This is a genomic window from Lysinibacillus canaveralius (genome assembly GCF_047301505.1).
Taxonomy (GTDB): domain Bacteria; phylum Bacillota; class Bacilli; order Bacillales_A; family Planococcaceae; genus Lysinibacillus_B.
Genome location: NZ_CP154840.1, coordinates 1,752,139 through 1,767,067 on the forward strand (window position 1 = coordinate 1,752,139; position 14,929 = coordinate 1,767,067).

Annotated in this window: 15 protein-coding genes; 12 read left to right on the forward strand and 3 right to left on the reverse strand. The window is 43.4% G+C overall.

The genetic code is table 11. From position 1 onward, the window contains the following. Window positions 1-23 precede the first annotated feature (23 nt). From AA0Y26_RS08725 to AA0Y26_RS08740, 4 genes are all read left to right on the forward strand, one after another. Entirely contained in the window at window positions 24-491 is a 468-nt protein-coding gene (locus tag AA0Y26_RS08725; RefSeq protein ID WP_413366960.1) for a hypothetical protein, read from the forward strand. A gap of 86 nt (window positions 492-577) precedes the next feature. Beyond that, window positions 578-1,546, forward strand: a complete 969-nt coding sequence (locus AA0Y26_RS08730; RefSeq protein WP_413366962.1) for a phosphotransferase enzyme family protein — start codon at window positions 578-580, stop codon at window positions 1,544-1,546. A 71-nt stretch (window positions 1,547-1,617) separates the two neighbouring features. Continuing rightward, window positions 1,618-1,980: a hypothetical protein gene (locus tag AA0Y26_RS08735; RefSeq protein WP_413366964.1), complete on the forward strand. Its 363-nt coding sequence runs from the start codon at window positions 1,618-1,620 to the stop codon at window positions 1,978-1,980. A gap of 38 nt (window positions 1,981-2,018) precedes the next feature. Beyond that, the gene (locus AA0Y26_RS08740; RefSeq protein WP_413368121.1) at window positions 2,019-3,041 is read left to right on the forward strand and encodes a serine hydrolase domain-containing protein; all 1,023 of its coding nucleotides are present in this window, start codon (window positions 2,019-2,021) and stop codon (window positions 3,039-3,041) included. A gap of 253 nt (window positions 3,042-3,294) precedes the next feature. On the opposite strand, the gene AA0Y26_RS08745 is transcribed toward AA0Y26_RS08740, so the two are convergent. Continuing rightward, complete coding sequence (locus tag AA0Y26_RS08745) at window positions 3,295-3,864, reverse strand: protein kinase domain-containing protein (RefSeq protein WP_413366966.1); 570 nt, start codon at window positions 3,862-3,864, stop codon at window positions 3,295-3,297. A gap of 589 nt (window positions 3,865-4,453) precedes the next feature. Between AA0Y26_RS08745 and AA0Y26_RS08750 the strand changes: the two genes are divergently transcribed. Next, window positions 4,454-4,978, forward strand: coding sequence for an SMI1/KNR4 family protein (locus AA0Y26_RS08750; RefSeq protein WP_413366968.1), 525 nt, complete (start codon window positions 4,454-4,456; stop codon window positions 4,976-4,978). 94 nt (window positions 4,979-5,072) lie between these two features. Here the strand turns inward: AA0Y26_RS08750 and AA0Y26_RS08755 are convergent, their stop codons facing one another. Further along, on the reverse strand, window positions 5,073-6,515 hold the full coding sequence (locus AA0Y26_RS08755) for an MDR family MFS transporter (RefSeq protein WP_413366970.1): 1,443 nt from the start codon (window positions 6,513-6,515) through the stop codon (window positions 5,073-5,075). Window positions 6,516-6,679: 164 nt separating this feature from the next. Here AA0Y26_RS08755 and AA0Y26_RS08760 point away from each other — a divergent pair, with 164 nt between their 5' ends. Next, on the forward strand, window positions 6,680-7,228 hold the full coding sequence (locus AA0Y26_RS08760) for a TetR/AcrR family transcriptional regulator (RefSeq protein WP_413366972.1): 549 nt from the start codon (window positions 6,680-6,682) through the stop codon (window positions 7,226-7,228). 61 nt (window positions 7,229-7,289) lie between these two features. Here the strand turns inward: AA0Y26_RS08760 and AA0Y26_RS08765 are convergent, their stop codons facing one another. Further along, complete coding sequence (locus AA0Y26_RS08765) at window positions 7,290-7,700, reverse strand: carboxymuconolactone decarboxylase family protein (protein WP_413366974.1); 411 nt, start codon at window positions 7,698-7,700, stop codon at window positions 7,290-7,292. Between the two features lie 107 nt (window positions 7,701-7,807). Here AA0Y26_RS08765 and AA0Y26_RS08770 point away from each other — a divergent pair, with 107 nt between their 5' ends. From AA0Y26_RS08770 to AA0Y26_RS08795, 6 genes are all read left to right on the forward strand, one after another. Continuing rightward, the gene (locus AA0Y26_RS08770; RefSeq protein ID WP_413366976.1) at window positions 7,808-8,224 is read left to right on the forward strand and encodes an Lrp/AsnC family transcriptional regulator; all 417 of its coding nucleotides are present in this window, start codon (window positions 7,808-7,810) and stop codon (window positions 8,222-8,224) included. Between the two features lie 50 nt (window positions 8,225-8,274). Then, entirely contained in the window at window positions 8,275-8,553 is a 279-nt protein-coding gene (locus tag AA0Y26_RS08775) for a DUF3784 domain-containing protein (protein WP_413366978.1), read from the forward strand. Between the two features lie 54 nt (window positions 8,554-8,607). Then, entirely contained in the window at window positions 8,608-9,105 is a 498-nt protein-coding gene (locus AA0Y26_RS08780; protein WP_413366980.1) for an N-acetyltransferase family protein, read from the forward strand. Between the two features lie 242 nt (window positions 9,106-9,347). Further along, window positions 9,348-9,572, forward strand: coding sequence for a hypothetical protein (locus AA0Y26_RS08785; protein WP_413366982.1), 225 nt, complete (start codon window positions 9,348-9,350; stop codon window positions 9,570-9,572). 388 nt (window positions 9,573-9,960) lie between these two features. Continuing rightward, complete coding sequence (locus AA0Y26_RS08790) at window positions 9,961-11,895, forward strand: site-specific DNA-methyltransferase (protein WP_413366984.1); 1,935 nt, start codon at window positions 9,961-9,963, stop codon at window positions 11,893-11,895. Window positions 11,896-11,906: 11 nt separating this feature from the next. Continuing rightward, entirely contained in the window at window positions 11,907-14,891 is a 2,985-nt protein-coding gene (locus AA0Y26_RS08795; protein ID WP_413366986.1) for a DEAD/DEAH box helicase family protein, read from the forward strand. Window positions 14,892-14,929 lie beyond the last annotated feature (38 nt).

The following is a 14,929-nucleotide window of genomic DNA, read 5'->3' on the forward strand; positions in this document are numbered from 1 at the left end:
CTTAGAGAGGGTCGTGGAATACGATGCTGGTAGATGAAGAATTGATGATCCATTATGCGTACCGTCTAAATTGGCATTTGCCAAAAGAACAACAAGAGGAAGCGATTGAACTATTAGCAGCAGAAGTACCTAGAGAGAAATTGCCCCTCATCTTCCTAAAATACGCCAAGGAATGTTGGCCGAATGCGATTAAAGTGATGGAGAAGGTCGGCTATCCTCAAAATGAAACTGCCTTCCCTAAATTATTTCAATTATTTCAAGATCTCAATTGGCCTGGAGCAATTGAGGCGGTTGAATACTTAAAAAGTGTGGATAAAAAAGTTGTAGCCAATTATCTAGAGAAGGCAAGTGTGCAGGCGGAGCAAGAGAGAGATACAGAATGGCTTTATTTTTTGAATGAGGTAAGGGAGCAATTAAACATCGGCCCGGCCTATTTTCGGGACAAAGAAACGTATCATTATATGCTTCAGCCACATCGCAACGAACCGTAATTTATACTACCTTGAAGTAGATGATTTGCCCAATCCGGTTATTCATTTGTATGTGGAATGTTGTATAGAGCGGAGGGATTTGAAAAATGGAACAGACTTTAAGAAGGATAGTCGAAACTTATTGGGATATACATATGAAAGAGTTCTTCTCAATCAGGAATGCCGATAAGAAAATAGCGGAAATCAAGGATGCTCGAGGAAATGTGTATATAGTAAAGGGTGAAAAGAACGATTGTCAAAAAGTAAATGAAATATGCGAATTTGCCAATGTATTGAGAGCCATTCTGCCGGTTCCTGCGTATATACAAACGGTACATTCTGCTTACGCAATCGAGCAGGGCGGCCTGACTTACACTTTGGAACAGAAAGTGACGGGTATAGAAGCTAAGTTTGTAACGGATCGACAGCTTTATGTAATAGGAAAAGCCCTGGGGAAAATGCATCGCTTTTCATTGGAACATAGCCTTCGACTACATCAGGCGACAGCGTGGTCGATGTTTGGCGGAAATAAAACCGATCGAATTGGCGATTACGATGAAAATGAGCTGAGCTTTGTTGACTTTGAAAATGCGTTTTACGATGAGCCTCTACATTCTGAAATTAAAGCATTGTACATGAAGCATCGCGATAAATTAGAAAAGAATTGGCCGGCATTGCCTATGGCAGCGACTCAAGGTGATTTTTGCCCTTACAATATGCTTTTCGATGATACAGGCAACATTGCAGGGATATTCGATTTTAATCTGGCTGGGGATGAGGTGCTAGTAAATGAATGCATCGCAGTCGGTGTTTATGTGAGCTGGCATATAGAGTATGAAGGAGAACTGGACCCTGCTGAGCGGTTTGAGCAGTTCATTGCTGGCTATACAGAAGAAAGGGCGTTTACTGACTTAGAAATTAAAGTGATCCCATCCTTATTTTCAATCATACGCGCATTCCGTTATGACCGAGTGGACGCAGGGATAGAGGATGGTGCCAATAAAACAGCATTTATGGAAGAAACGCTAAATCTATTAAAGGATTGCGGCGGAGTCGTCCTCATTAACAAGCAGTAAAAGCGGTAGAGATTAACCCTCCATCAACAATGAATGCCATTTTATTGGTCTAGTGAAAAGTAGGTGTTTTATTGAGCTGGAAAGATATCAGAATCGAAAATGTTGAAACGATCGAAAAATGTGTCGGTGAATTTGAGATTACGGCCCTGCGTTTTTTTGAAGAATTGTTTGAGGGCGATATTATCCATTACGGCCTTTTCAAAGTGAAGATTTATGAGGGACAAACCAGCCCCTTTTATTCTGGATACACAAACCTCAGAATAAAAACTCCAGAAGGTGGATATGAGGGGGGCTTCGGCTCCGGGATTTCAATAGAACAAGCGCTGGAGGATACTGTTCGTAATTTCCTGGGGAATTTAACGCAGTTCAAGCACGAGAAAAAGTCAGGACTCTGTAAGGATGACTTAGTGTTATTGACGTATGATGAATATTGATTTATACGTTAGAAAATTCAGATGAAATCAAGGGGGAGATGGGTATGAATTTACGCGAGGTAGTAGAAGGGGTCCAACATGAAGTCGGCTTTTCAGGTGCGGTGTTAGTGGAAGGCCATGAAGGGAGCTTGTTATTAAATGAAAGCTACAGTTTCGCCAATCGTTCAGAGCAACTAGCCAACACTTCATCGACCCGCTTTGGAATTGCATCGGGGTGTAAACTCTTTACGGCTATAGCTGTCCTTCAGCTTATTGAAAAAGGGACCATCTCTTTAGACACAAAAGTAAAGGATTATCTTCAATATGATTTTCAGCACTTTGATGAAGAGATTACAATTCACCATTTGCTGACACATACTGCTGGAATTCCGGATTATTTTGATGAGGAGACGATGGATGACTTTGAAGAGCTGTGGATCCAAACGCCGATGTATCAAATCCGGCGGTTAGAGGATTTCCTGCCATTATTCCAGCACTTGCCGATGAAATCGAAGGTCGGTGAAAGATTCCATTATAACAATGCGGGATACATTTTGCTTGGCTTAATCGTAGAGCAGGCAAGTCAAAGCACATTTGATGAATACGTCGTAAAGAACATTTTTCAAAAAGCGGATATGACGAGCGCAGGCTATTTCGAATTAGACGCTCTGCCTGCTAACACTGCACAGGGCTATATTGATTTTGAAGATGGTACATGGAAAACAAATATCTATTCCTTACCGGCAAAAGGCGGTTCGGATGGCGGTGCGTTTATTACAGTGCATGACATGGCGAAGTTGTGGGACGCGCTGATGAGTTATTCATTATTAACTGAAGAGACAACGAAGCTGCTTCTGACGCCTCACGCTGAGGAAGACGAGGAAGACCATTACGGCTACGGCGTATGGATTAAAATAAGGAATAATGCAATCTTAAAATATCATGTCATGGGCTATGACCCGGGCGTTAGCTTTCACTCTGCTTATTATCCGGATTCATCTCGTAAAGTGGTGGTATGCTCGAATAAGTCAGAGGGCGCCTTTGATGTGATGATCGAAATCGAAGGGGAAATAATGAAATAAAAGTCTTCAGATAACAGAGGATGCTAAAGAAAGCTTTTTTACTAGAAAAGCTTATGCAGATAATCATTATTCAGATACCGGGTTCTGTCAGGTACCTGGCATTTCTTATGGTTGAATGAAGGTTAATTTACTTGTATGAAGGAATACAACAAATAAATGCTTTCCATATCCAGTCTTGTATTTTAGAGCTTACGAGGAACGCTGTAAGCAAAAAGTGCAGAATGTAATAGCTGCATTCTGCACGCAATTCATTTTAAAAACGCAGTCCAGTTTTATAAACTGCCGCGATACAGTTTAAGAGAGCTCGAGGGATCCTTTTCGGAAAATACGATTTTACATAGCCTTTAAAATAAGCTTTCTGTAAATCATCCCACTGCCTGTCATTTTTCGTTTGGCGAAAACGAGCTACATCGATTAACTTCACTTCTCCAGTTGAGGTGATAATGATATTTTTTAAGTGAATATCGGAAGGGTTGAGTCCAACTTTTCTTGCCATTTCCAATGCTTCATTAATTGCATGTATTTTTTCTTCTTGAATATATATACCATTTTCTAAGTGTTGGAATAGTGTATGTCCGTCAAGGTAATCTATTACGATATAGTTTTTGCCAGCCTCGTGTAAGGCAGGATAGTAGCTGCTAGGTGGCAGCTTTCTGTAAATGGCAGCTTCTTCTTCAGCAATATGTGCTTTATCAGGAAAGAATACTTTTAAAGCAACCTGTTCGTTCTTCACCTTAAATACAAAAGCACTTCTACCTGTTCCAATCAGTTGCAGCGTGCTATTATAACTTTTTAGCTGCGGTGTCTTTCCTTTTTTCTCCATGATCACACTCTCGGCCAATTCTTGGTATTTCACTAAATACACCTCATATCGAATAATAAGTATATGGATCACGCCAATTCATGCTAAGGGCGGTAAGCCGGTTATGTAATTATTATTATAACAATATTATTCAATAATTCCTCTTTCAGCATTTGACTGGTGATTATTACTATCATATGTGACATTTTGGTAGCAGATAATCAAATTTTAGTAATACATTCGAAGGTCGCAAATAGTTGATAATCAGTATTTTATGGCTTGTTCTATGAGCATGATCTTTAATAGCTTTTCTTGTAAAGGTATATAAAGATGTTACAACCAGAATTTTAGAGATTTTCCAGCATACGCGGCAGTTGTTGTATTGTAATAAATTTTATTGGATGTATCGTTATTCAGGGATGGTTTTCAATGAACAAACAATGAAAATGAAGCTGCTATATGCTTTTATTCTCATTATAGAATTATTTTTTGGATTAATCTTGTCTGAATTAGTTTTAGGTTAACAATGAAAGATATAAAAAGTCTAGCTTGTCTGGACAATGAACATTCATAACTTTATCGTTATATTACAATGGGGGGATCTAATAGAATGAGAAACAAAGCAGAGCAGCTATGGCAGCAAATTATTGAAAAAGGGGAGAGTGTGGAGGAAAACTTTAAAGAATCGTTAAATCTCCAGCAAGGTGCTACGGATAAAGATTTTGAACTCGTGGAATCGACACTTGGTGTGAGACTGCCAGAAGAAATGAAAAGCCTGTACAGAATACATAACGGACAAGTTTGGAACACAGGGGGTAACGCATTTGTAAGGAATTTAACCCTTTCTCCTACGTTTGAAATTATAGAAAATTGGAAGTTTTTGCAGGAGGAATTTGATCCGGATGATGAGTTGGAACTTGAGTATGAAGATGAAGTCAAACCATTGCTTTGGAATTCAAAATGGATTCCGATAGCAGAAAATGGCGGAGGGGATTATGTTTGTATTGATACTGATCCCGCTGAATCCGGAACAGCGGGGCAGATTCTGTATTTTTGGCATGATTGGGGAGATCGTTCAGTGGAGGCAAAGAGCCTGTTTGAGTTTATAGAACTGTGTCTTGCTGAAGAGGATTAGCATGCTGTAATGATGATAATACACTTAAACAAATGTACGCCATCCTGTTTGGGAAATGGCGTACATTTGCTGTTTTCTGTGATTTTTTATAATGCTATTTAGCTTGTTGTAGTGCCTGCTTTTTCTTCGGCATAAACAATGTCAGGATCAGCGCAATGATCGCAAGGATCGTCATGAAATAATAGGCATCTCCTGAACCGAGCATGGATGCTAGTGAAGAGACAGTCTCAGCTGAGGCAGATGGATTGTTTAGCATAACTGTTTCGGCGTGGGAAGTTGCCTGTGCAGTATAAATGGTTACGATGACAGCTGTACCGATTGCACCGGCAATCTGACGAATCGTATTGTTTACAGCAGAACCGTGAGTACCCAGTTCTTTCGGTAAGGCATTCAGCCCGGCAGTATTCAGCGGCATCGTAATAAAGCTCAAGCCGATACGCAGGAAAATGGTCCGGATCGTTACATACATAAAGGATGTTGTCTCAGATAAGTCTGTGACAGCCCACATCGACGGGATGATAAATAGCAGACCTGTAATAAAGAGCGGTTTTGCGCCGAAGCGGTCATAGAGCTTCCCAGTCACAGGAGACATCAGGGCGTTGATGACCGCCCCCGGCAGCAAAATAAGCCCGGCGTCAAATGCCGTAAATCCTCGGCCGTCCTGCAGGTAGATTGGCAGTAAAATCATGTCCGCATACATCATCATCGTAACCGCTACATTAATGATAGAAGTTAGAGTAAATACTTTATGATTAAAGACCGATAGATTCAGCAGCGGGTCGTCTGATTTAACCTGGCGAATACAGAAACCGGCTGTTACGGCAACCCCGATGACAATAGATAGAATAACGATCCAGTCGTCCCATCCTTTACTTCCTGCGTTACTGAATCCGTATAAAATAAGGCCAAATCCGACTGTCGATAAGATGACACTGAATACATCTAGTTTTGCCTTTGCCGTTTCCGACACATTGACCAAGTATTTCAAAGCGAGCAGGATAACGAGCAGAGACAGAACCGATAGCCCGATGAACAGCCAGCGCCATGAATAGTAGTCGATGACAAAACCGGATAGAGTCGGCGCAATAGCCGGTGCGAAAATGATGGCGAGGCCAAGGAAGCCCATGGCACTCCCTCGCTTTTCCTGAGGGATTACCGCGAGTACAACCCCCATCATAAGGGGCATCAAAATACCGGCACCAGCTGCCTGGATCATGCGTCCTGCAAGGAGTACACCAAAGATAGGGGCAGCAGCACAGATGATGGAACCAACGAGTAAAAACAGCATGGCACTGATGAACAGCTGCCGCGTTGTAAAGCGTTTCATCAAATAAGCGGTAATCGGAATGAGCACGCCGTTCACGAGCATAAAGCCTGTAGCAAGCCATTGGACAGTTGTCGCCTCTACGTGGAAGGCATCTTTTAGACTACTGAGTGCTACATTTAGTAATGTCTGATTTAATGTCGAAAGGAAACATCCGACGATTAGGACCGTTAGTAAAATCCCTTTTTTGATTTCTTTTTGTTGTTGTGCCATAAGTAGTCCTTTCTATATTGTTTTATTGACGGAATGTCGATAAAATAGATAATAGCAATATAGCTGGAAAAATCCTATCCGCAATTTTGGAGAAATTGTTGACTATACAACGAATAGTAAAAAATTGTTGATGAAAAAAGGATTAATCGATAGAAGGGAAGTATTTGTTTACCATGAAAAAAGAAGATCCGCGCTCCGTCCGTTCAAGACGAATGTTGAAGGAGGCGGTGTTTACGCTGCTTGCGGAAAATGAGGATGTATCACAATTAACGGTCCAGAAAATCACAAACCGTGCCGAACTGAACCGTGCGACGTTTTATTTACATTACGAGGATATCAATGACCTGCTGCGCCAAATTGTTCATGAAATATTTGACGAGTTGTCAAAAAAAGTTGACCCGCTCTTGAAGACTCCGCGATCTAATGAACATGAGCAGCTGGTAGCTTTTTTAGACTATATTTATGAATATCGTAAACTGTTTGCAGTATTGGTTGAGCATAAAGGGTTTAAGATGAGCCTTGCGAATTTATTAAAGAAAACGATTCAAGCTAGAAGAGACGCGCGGGGAGAAGACTTGCCGCCAAATCTTGTATCGCTGGATATTATCGGAGCATCCCTGTTAGGAATTATTATGTGGTGGGTAAAGGACGGTATTCAATTTAGTTCTGAATATGTTGCAGAGCAGATTGCACGGCTTTACAAGAAAGAATAACGAGAAGTAGTTTCGCCGGGCTAACGGCTGATAGCGTTAGTCCGGCATCTTTTATTTTCGGCTATTGTGCCTGCAACTGCATTAACGCGCCAAAATATTGCGAGGCAGTCGTAAAGCAAATGAATGCCAGCAGTTCGCTGATTTCAGCATCCGATAGGTAGTCTTTTAAAACGGCTGTAATGCTTGCGGAAGTTTGGCCCTTTGATGCCAGAAAGGCTTCCGCAAAGCCGGTACAAACAGCTGTTTTCTCATCATAGTCTGCCGGATTGGGCTTGCCTTTTGCTTTACAATATTCGCAGCCGTTTTTTTGCGCAAGCGTTCGGCGAACTTCCTCTTTTAGCTTGGCGGACAGCCATTGGTCTTTTTCAAGCGTGCTGCCAAGCTGAGTCCAGGCAGCCTGGATGTCTTGATTATAAGCAAGCAATTGTTGAAACGGCGTCTCGCCTTTTTCATGCAATGGTATAAGTGTCATGTTGATCCCTCCTGTACTGATTATAGAATGGAGGGAAGGAGCCCTACATAGCGAATTGAAGGAAATAAGCTTGTGAAACTTTCCAAATAGAAAGGAATTCAGTTGAAATGGATACCATAAATGAACTGATTATAGAAGAGTTGAAGAAGGATAGTAGAATTTCTATAAGTGAGCTCAGCAGAAGGGTGCACCTATCACCGCCCGCTGTCAGGGAGCGGGTACGGCAGCTGGAAGAGCAGGGAATCATCAAAGGATTTACGATCGACATTGATGTAAAGAAAATGGGTTATCCGATTGAAGCCATTATTGAGGCGACGATTAAAAACAACCGGTATACCGATTTTAAACAGCAGATTCAGACCTATCCAACTATTGATTTCTGCTACCGGATTGCCGGAGAAGCCTGCTTTTTGCTGAAGGCACATTTTCAAACGTTTGAGGATGCAGAAAAGTTGATTGACGAACTGCAGCCACTGGCACATACTAAGACAAATTTTATCTTTTCGGAAGTAACTCTCTCATAAAAAGGGAAAACGTATCATCCACTTAAAGCAAGGTATAGGAGGTTATTTTGATGAAGATCAATTTAATGATTATTGGTTTGCTTCTTCTAGCAATCGGCTATTTTGTCGGCGTAAAGAAAATGACCTGGCTGCTTTCCGGCTTTAATGAAAGGCGCGTAAAGGATAAAGAAAAGCTAGCCAACCTTGTCGGAGGAGCGCAAATTTTACTGGGGGCAATGCTGATTATTGGGGGACTTGTCGGCGTACATCCAGAAGAATACCTTATTATTGCGAGTGTAGTGATTTTGCTTGGGCTGCTAGTATATGTGAATTATAAAATGGTAGAATAAGGTATCAGGAGCTGCAGGGTAGCTGCTCCGATCTACGAAAGGGGAGTGGAGACGATGAAAGTAAGGACTGCAGTAAGTGACGACGCTGCACAAATCGTGGAAGTGATGAAGGATGCGGAAGCGTCAAATTTCATGATGTATGGACCCGGAGAACGGGAAATGACGGCCGAACAATTCCAGCGGTTCATCGATGTAATGAACGGAAAGGAACACTCTGAGCTGTTTGTTGCCGTGGAAGAAGACAAAATCCTCGGCTATCTGATTATGCAGGGAGAAGTCAAGCCAAAACGTGTTTCCCATAGAGTAAGCGTTGCGATAGGGGTACATAGCGAAAGCCGCGGGAAAGGTGTGGGGAAATCACTGTTTGAATTTGCCCATCGCTGGGCGAAGGAAAAGGAGATTCACCGCGTCGAGCTGACGGTGATCTCAACGAACGAACAGGCGTACAAGCTTTATGAAAAGATGGGTTATGAGACGGAAGGAGTAAAAAAGCACTCACTGTTCATTGATGGAGCCTACGCCGATGAATATTATATGGCGAAACTTTTATAAGGAACCGAAGAAAATCTTGAACGGTTTATTCGACTCAGATTCATAATGGCTGAATAATTTTCAAGAAATTCGCAAAGGCTTTGAAGCATGGTGGGAAGATTTTCCGCCTGCTGAGGGAAGCCTTTTTTGTTACATATAATGAACCGCATTCGGAAGTGAATGCTTACTTAAACGAAAAGGACCGGCTGATGGATGGGCGGTCCGCCAAGATGTGTGTAGGTTATAGGAAGGAGTAGTGCAAAATGATGCTGACAGTAGGAGCCGTTTACTTTGTTATTATGCTTGCGATGCTATTCACCGGCTATTTTAACACGCTTGCTTTCCTGTTAATTTCAGTGCTTTGTTCGCTCGTTATTAGAGGAATCCCAAAGGAAAAGGATTCAAAATGGACGACAAGCGCCGGTTTTTTGTTCATATTAGCTGCGATTATTGTTGTAGCTGTAAAAGAGAAGGATTCCTTTTTCTAACGAGTTAGAGGCTGTGATACCATATGCTTGCCAGCAAAGCCAAAACCTCCGTAAGAACTGGTTAAGCTATTTTTGAGTTTACAAACGATAAAATCCCTCAGCCTCTTCCCTTGTTGTTCTCTAGCCGGTCTTACGCTCGCCTTCTTTCCTATGCTCCCCACTAAAAAATCCCCCATCTACCCAACAGATGGCCTGACTGCTTCTCCCACTTATACTGGAAGAGATTCCACTTTGTTTTTACAACGAAAATTGTCTACAATGAAGAGTGGACAAACACTTACATAAAGCGAGTGCAGCGGGGCTCGTTCTCAAAGATATTTTCTAGTAGGTTAATAGAAAAAGAAACCGATCAGTCAATGAAATTCAGCAATAGAAATGGAGAATGACTATGTATCATAAAATGGCCGGAGAATCTACGGATTTCACAAAAACGAATAGCAGAAAGCTGGCCGAGCTGTTTCCAGAAGTCGTAACGGAAGATGGACGTATTGATTTTGACCAGCTTCGTACGCTGCTTGGCGAAGCAGTCGAACAGGGTAATGAGCGCTATTCCTTCAGCTGGAATGGCAAGAAAGAGGCTTTGCTTGGTGCGCAAAAACCGTCAAAGGGAACACTGCGGCCGCTTCCAGAGAAGAGCAAGGATTTTGATACAACACAAAACCTTTATATCGAAGGGGATAACCTCGAAGTCCTCAAGCTTCTTCAAAAATCATATAACAACAAAATCAAAATGATTTATATTGATCCGCCGTACAATACCGGCAAGGATTTCGTTTATAAGGACAATTTTTCTAAAGGGGTCGACAACTACCTGGAGCAGACAGGGCAGGTCGATTCGGAAGGCAACCGCATGACAACGAATACAGAAAGCAATGGACGCTTCCATTCGGACTGGCTGAATATGATTTACCCGCGTTTGAAGCTTGCCCGTAATTTATTGAAGGAAGACGGCGTTATTTTTATCAGCATCGATGACCATGAGCAGAGCAACCTGATCAAAGTGTGTGACGAGATTTTCGGACAGCACAATTTTGTTGCAAATCTCGTGTGGGCAAACAAAGAGGGAGGCGGCAGCTCCGATTCACGGCTGTTCCGTATTAAGCATGAGTATATCGTCTGCTACGCGAAATCGGTGGAAAAGCTTGATATAACAGGGGTGGCCATCAGCAATGAGGACCGCTATAAACTGAAGGATCAGCATGAAAGTGTACGGGGGCCGTATTACCTGCAAAAGCTTGGCATGGGTTCGATCCAGTATTCCCAGTCGCTCGATTATCCAATACAAGCACCGGACGGGACAAGTGTTTATCCGGCTGACAACAACAATGGCAAAAAGGCTTGCTGGCGCTGGTCTGAAGCGAAATTCAAATGGGGTGTTGAAAATGATTTCATCGTTATCCAAAAGGATTCAAAGGACGTCTGGACAGTATACACGAAGCAATATTTAAAGATGGACAATGACGGTAATCTGATCACCCGCACACAGCGGCCGCTTGGAATCATCGAGGAATACTCGAGTACACAAGCTTCAAAATTCCTCGATAGTATCGGAATGGGGAATATATTTGATTATTCAAAGCCTGTCAATCTGATTCAGTACTTAATTGACCGTGTCGTGACAGAGGAAAACGAAATCATCCTTGACTTCTTTTCCGGCTCTGCCACAACAGCACATGCAGTGATGAAGCGAAATGCCGAGGATGGGAAAAACCGCCGCTTCATTCTTGTGCAGCTGCCTGAACCGCTTGCGGAAAATGCGGACGGCTACAGTACGATCTGCGATATCGGCGAAGAGAGGATCCGCCGGTCTGGAGAGAAAATAAAGGAAGCAATGATAGAAAGCGTGAAAAATGCAGGATTATTAGGGAATGACCAGCTGAATCCTGAAAAACTCGATACCGGCTTTAAGGTGCTCAAGCTTGATAAGTCGAATATCCGTGACTGGAATACAGATTTTGATCACCTTGCAGACGAGCTAGAACTGTTTGAAGAGGTCTTTGTCGAGGGACGCTCCGAGCTTGATATCGTCTATGAAATGATGCTGAAGAATGGAATAGAGCTTACAAGTCCAGTTGCTGTGTTCCAGGTGGACGGAAAGAATATCTACAATGTCGCACACGGACGTTTGTTTATTTGCCTTGATGATCACATTGACCGGCAAATTGCAGCCGCGATTGTTGAAGCGCAGAAGAAGTCAGGGGTTGGAATGGGTTCTGTGATCTTCAAGGATGCAGGCTTTGGCGGCAATGATGCAGAAAAACTGAACTGCTATGAATATCTGAAGGATGCGGGTTATCCAGAAGATAATCTGCTGTCTATTTAGAGGTGAGCAGCATGAAAATACAATTTGATGAATTAACGTACCAAACAGAAGCCATTCAATCGGTCATCCGACTATTTGAAGGGCAGCAAATCCGCAAATCGGACTTTACGATTGCAGGAGACGACAGACAAGGAAAGCTGTTTGGTGAAAAAGGAGTCGGCAACCGGGTCGAACAAGACCGTGCCCGCATGCTGCGGAATGTCCAGCAAATCCAGATTGATAATGGAATCCCTGTATCGGATGAGCTGCCGGAGCTGTTTCCGCAGTTTAATATTGAAATGGAAACAGGGACGGGTAAGACATTCGTCTATTTAAAGACGATTCTTGAATTAAACCGGTCGTACGGCTTCACGAAGTTTGTTATTGTCGTCCCATCTGTAGCCATAAAAGAAGGTGTCATGAAGACACTTGAAATAACAAAGGACTACTTTAAAGCGCAGCTGAACGGTTTGATTTATCGTTCCTTCATGTACGACAGCAAGCGGTTAAATGAAGTCCGCGATTTTGCGCAGAGCGAATCGATTGAGATCATGGTCATCAATATCCAGGCGTTCTCGAAAAGCAGTAAAAACGAGGACAATATGAACATCATCTACCGTAAGGATATGGACTCCTTGTTCGGTATTGCACCCATCGAGCTCATTGCAGAGACGAATCCGGTTGTTGTCATCGATGAGCCGCAAAGCGTGGACAATACGGATAATGCAAAAAAAGCGATTGCTGCATTAAATCCCGCTGTTACGTTCCGCTACTCGGCTACACATAAAAATACGGACTACCCGCTGCTCTATAAGTTAGGACCGGTAGAAGCTTACGAGAACAAGCTCGTGAAGCAAATCGAGGTAGCGGGCATTCGGCACAATACGGACGGCAACGAGGCATATATACGGCTGCTGGCGATTAAAGCGACAAAAAGTGCTGTTGCGGCAACCGTAGAAATGTACGAAAAGTCCAAGACAGACATTACAAAAAAGGAAATCAAGCTTAAGCAGGGCGACGATTTGTATATCAAATCGAAGCGAATTTCCACCTATGAAAAGCTGGGCTTTGTCAAGGAAATCTCCGCGGAGCCCGGCAATGAATACATCGAGCTATCAGGCGAGCCGTCTATCATCAGGCTGCGGGAATCGGTGGAAAACGACCGGCAGATCAAGCGTGCCCAAATCCGCAAAACGATTGAGGAGCACCTGAACAAGGAGCTTACACTAAATCCGCTCGGCATCAAGGTGTTGAGCCTGTTTTTCCTTGATAATGTAGCAAACTACCGTCAGTATGATGAGGCAGGCAGTCCGCTAAAAGGCGAGTACGCCCGCATATTTGAAGAGGAATACGAACAGCTGATCAGCCTGGACAAATACCGCTCGCTGCGGGACCGAGCAATTCCTGCTGTGGATATACATGACGGGTACTTCGCTCAGGACGGTAAGGGAAGATTGAAAAATACAAGCGGCGAAACGCAGGCGGATGAAAGTACGTATCAAATCATCATGAAGGATAAGGAAGACTTGCTGACGTTCTATGATGAAGAGAAAGGCCAGGTAAAAAGGGCGAACAAGCTGCGCTTTATCTTCTCCCACTCGGCACTGAAGGAAGGCTGGGACAACCCGAATGTCTTTCAGATCTGCACGCTCATTGAATCGAAGGACACGATAACGAAAAGGCAGAAAATCGGCCGCGGCCTGCGTATTGCCGTCAATCAGCAAGGCGAACGGGTACCGGGCTTTGAGGTCAACACACTGACCGTCATGGCAAATGAAAGCTATGAAGATTTCGCCAAAGGGCTGCAGCGCGAGTATGAGGAGGAAGGCGTTCAGTTCGGCATGTTTGATGATATGGTATTCAGTGCGATTATCCTGGAGATCGAAGAGCACACGGGCATCAAAAAGCCGCTTGGGCGCGAGCATTCAACGGAGCTTGTCCGCCATATGTGCGAGAACGGTTATATCGATAACCGCAGCAAAGGGACAGAAAAATTAGCGAAGGCACTTCAGGAAGGGACGTTTGAACTGCCTGAACGTTTTACCTCTCTTGGAGAACGAGTAAAGGAAAAGGTACTGGAAGTAATCAAGCGGAAATTTGACAGCAGTAAGGTCGATATTAAAAATCGGGACGAGCGAGTCTCTGTCAAAGTGAAAAAGGAGGCACTTGCTGGTCCGTTCCTTGAGCTGTGGGAGAAAATTAAATATAAAACAAACTACTCCATATCGTTTGATTCAGAACAGTTCATCCACAGTGCCGCTGAAAAACTGGCCGATGAGCTTGAAGTAAGACTGGCAAAGCTGGAATACATGAAGGCAAGTCTCGTACAGGCCGCATCAGGAATTGATACGGGAGAACAAACAGTTACTAGTATTGAAGCGTCTAAGCAAGAATACCGGGAAGTACCTGACATTGTGAGCTATTTACAGCATGAGACGAAGCTCACGCGAAAGACAATTATCGCGATTCTAAAGGAAAGCGGCACGCTGACGGACTTCAAACGCAACCCGCAGCTGTACATGATGCAGACCGCACGTATTTTGAATGCAGCAAAACGCCTGGCGATGGTCGATGGTGTCAAATACGAAAAGCTGCCAAGCGGGGAAGCCTATGACCAGCAGCTGTTTCTTCAAGAAGAGCTCATCAGCTATAAGGACAATACAGTGGAAGTAAAGGGCGACCGCTCGCCGTTTAAGCACATCATTGTGGACTCCGAGGTAGAGCGCGCGTTTGTGAAGGAATGCGAGCAGGATGAAAACGTGAAAAGCTACATCAAGCTGCCTTCTTGGTTCAAGGTGAAAACACCGCTCGGACCGTACAATCCGGACTGGGCCATTCTGCTTGAAAAATTCGGCCAGGAACGACTGTATTTCATTGTGGAAACGAAGGGCAGCACAGCGTCTGAAGACATCCGTCCGACCGAGCTTGCGAAGATCAAATGCGGAAGAAAGCATTTCGCTGCACTCGATACAGGCGTAGTCTTTAAAAAGACGACAAGTGAGAGAAGTTTGTATTAGAGGTTGGAAAGAGGGTATGAATTAAGATTTCATACCTT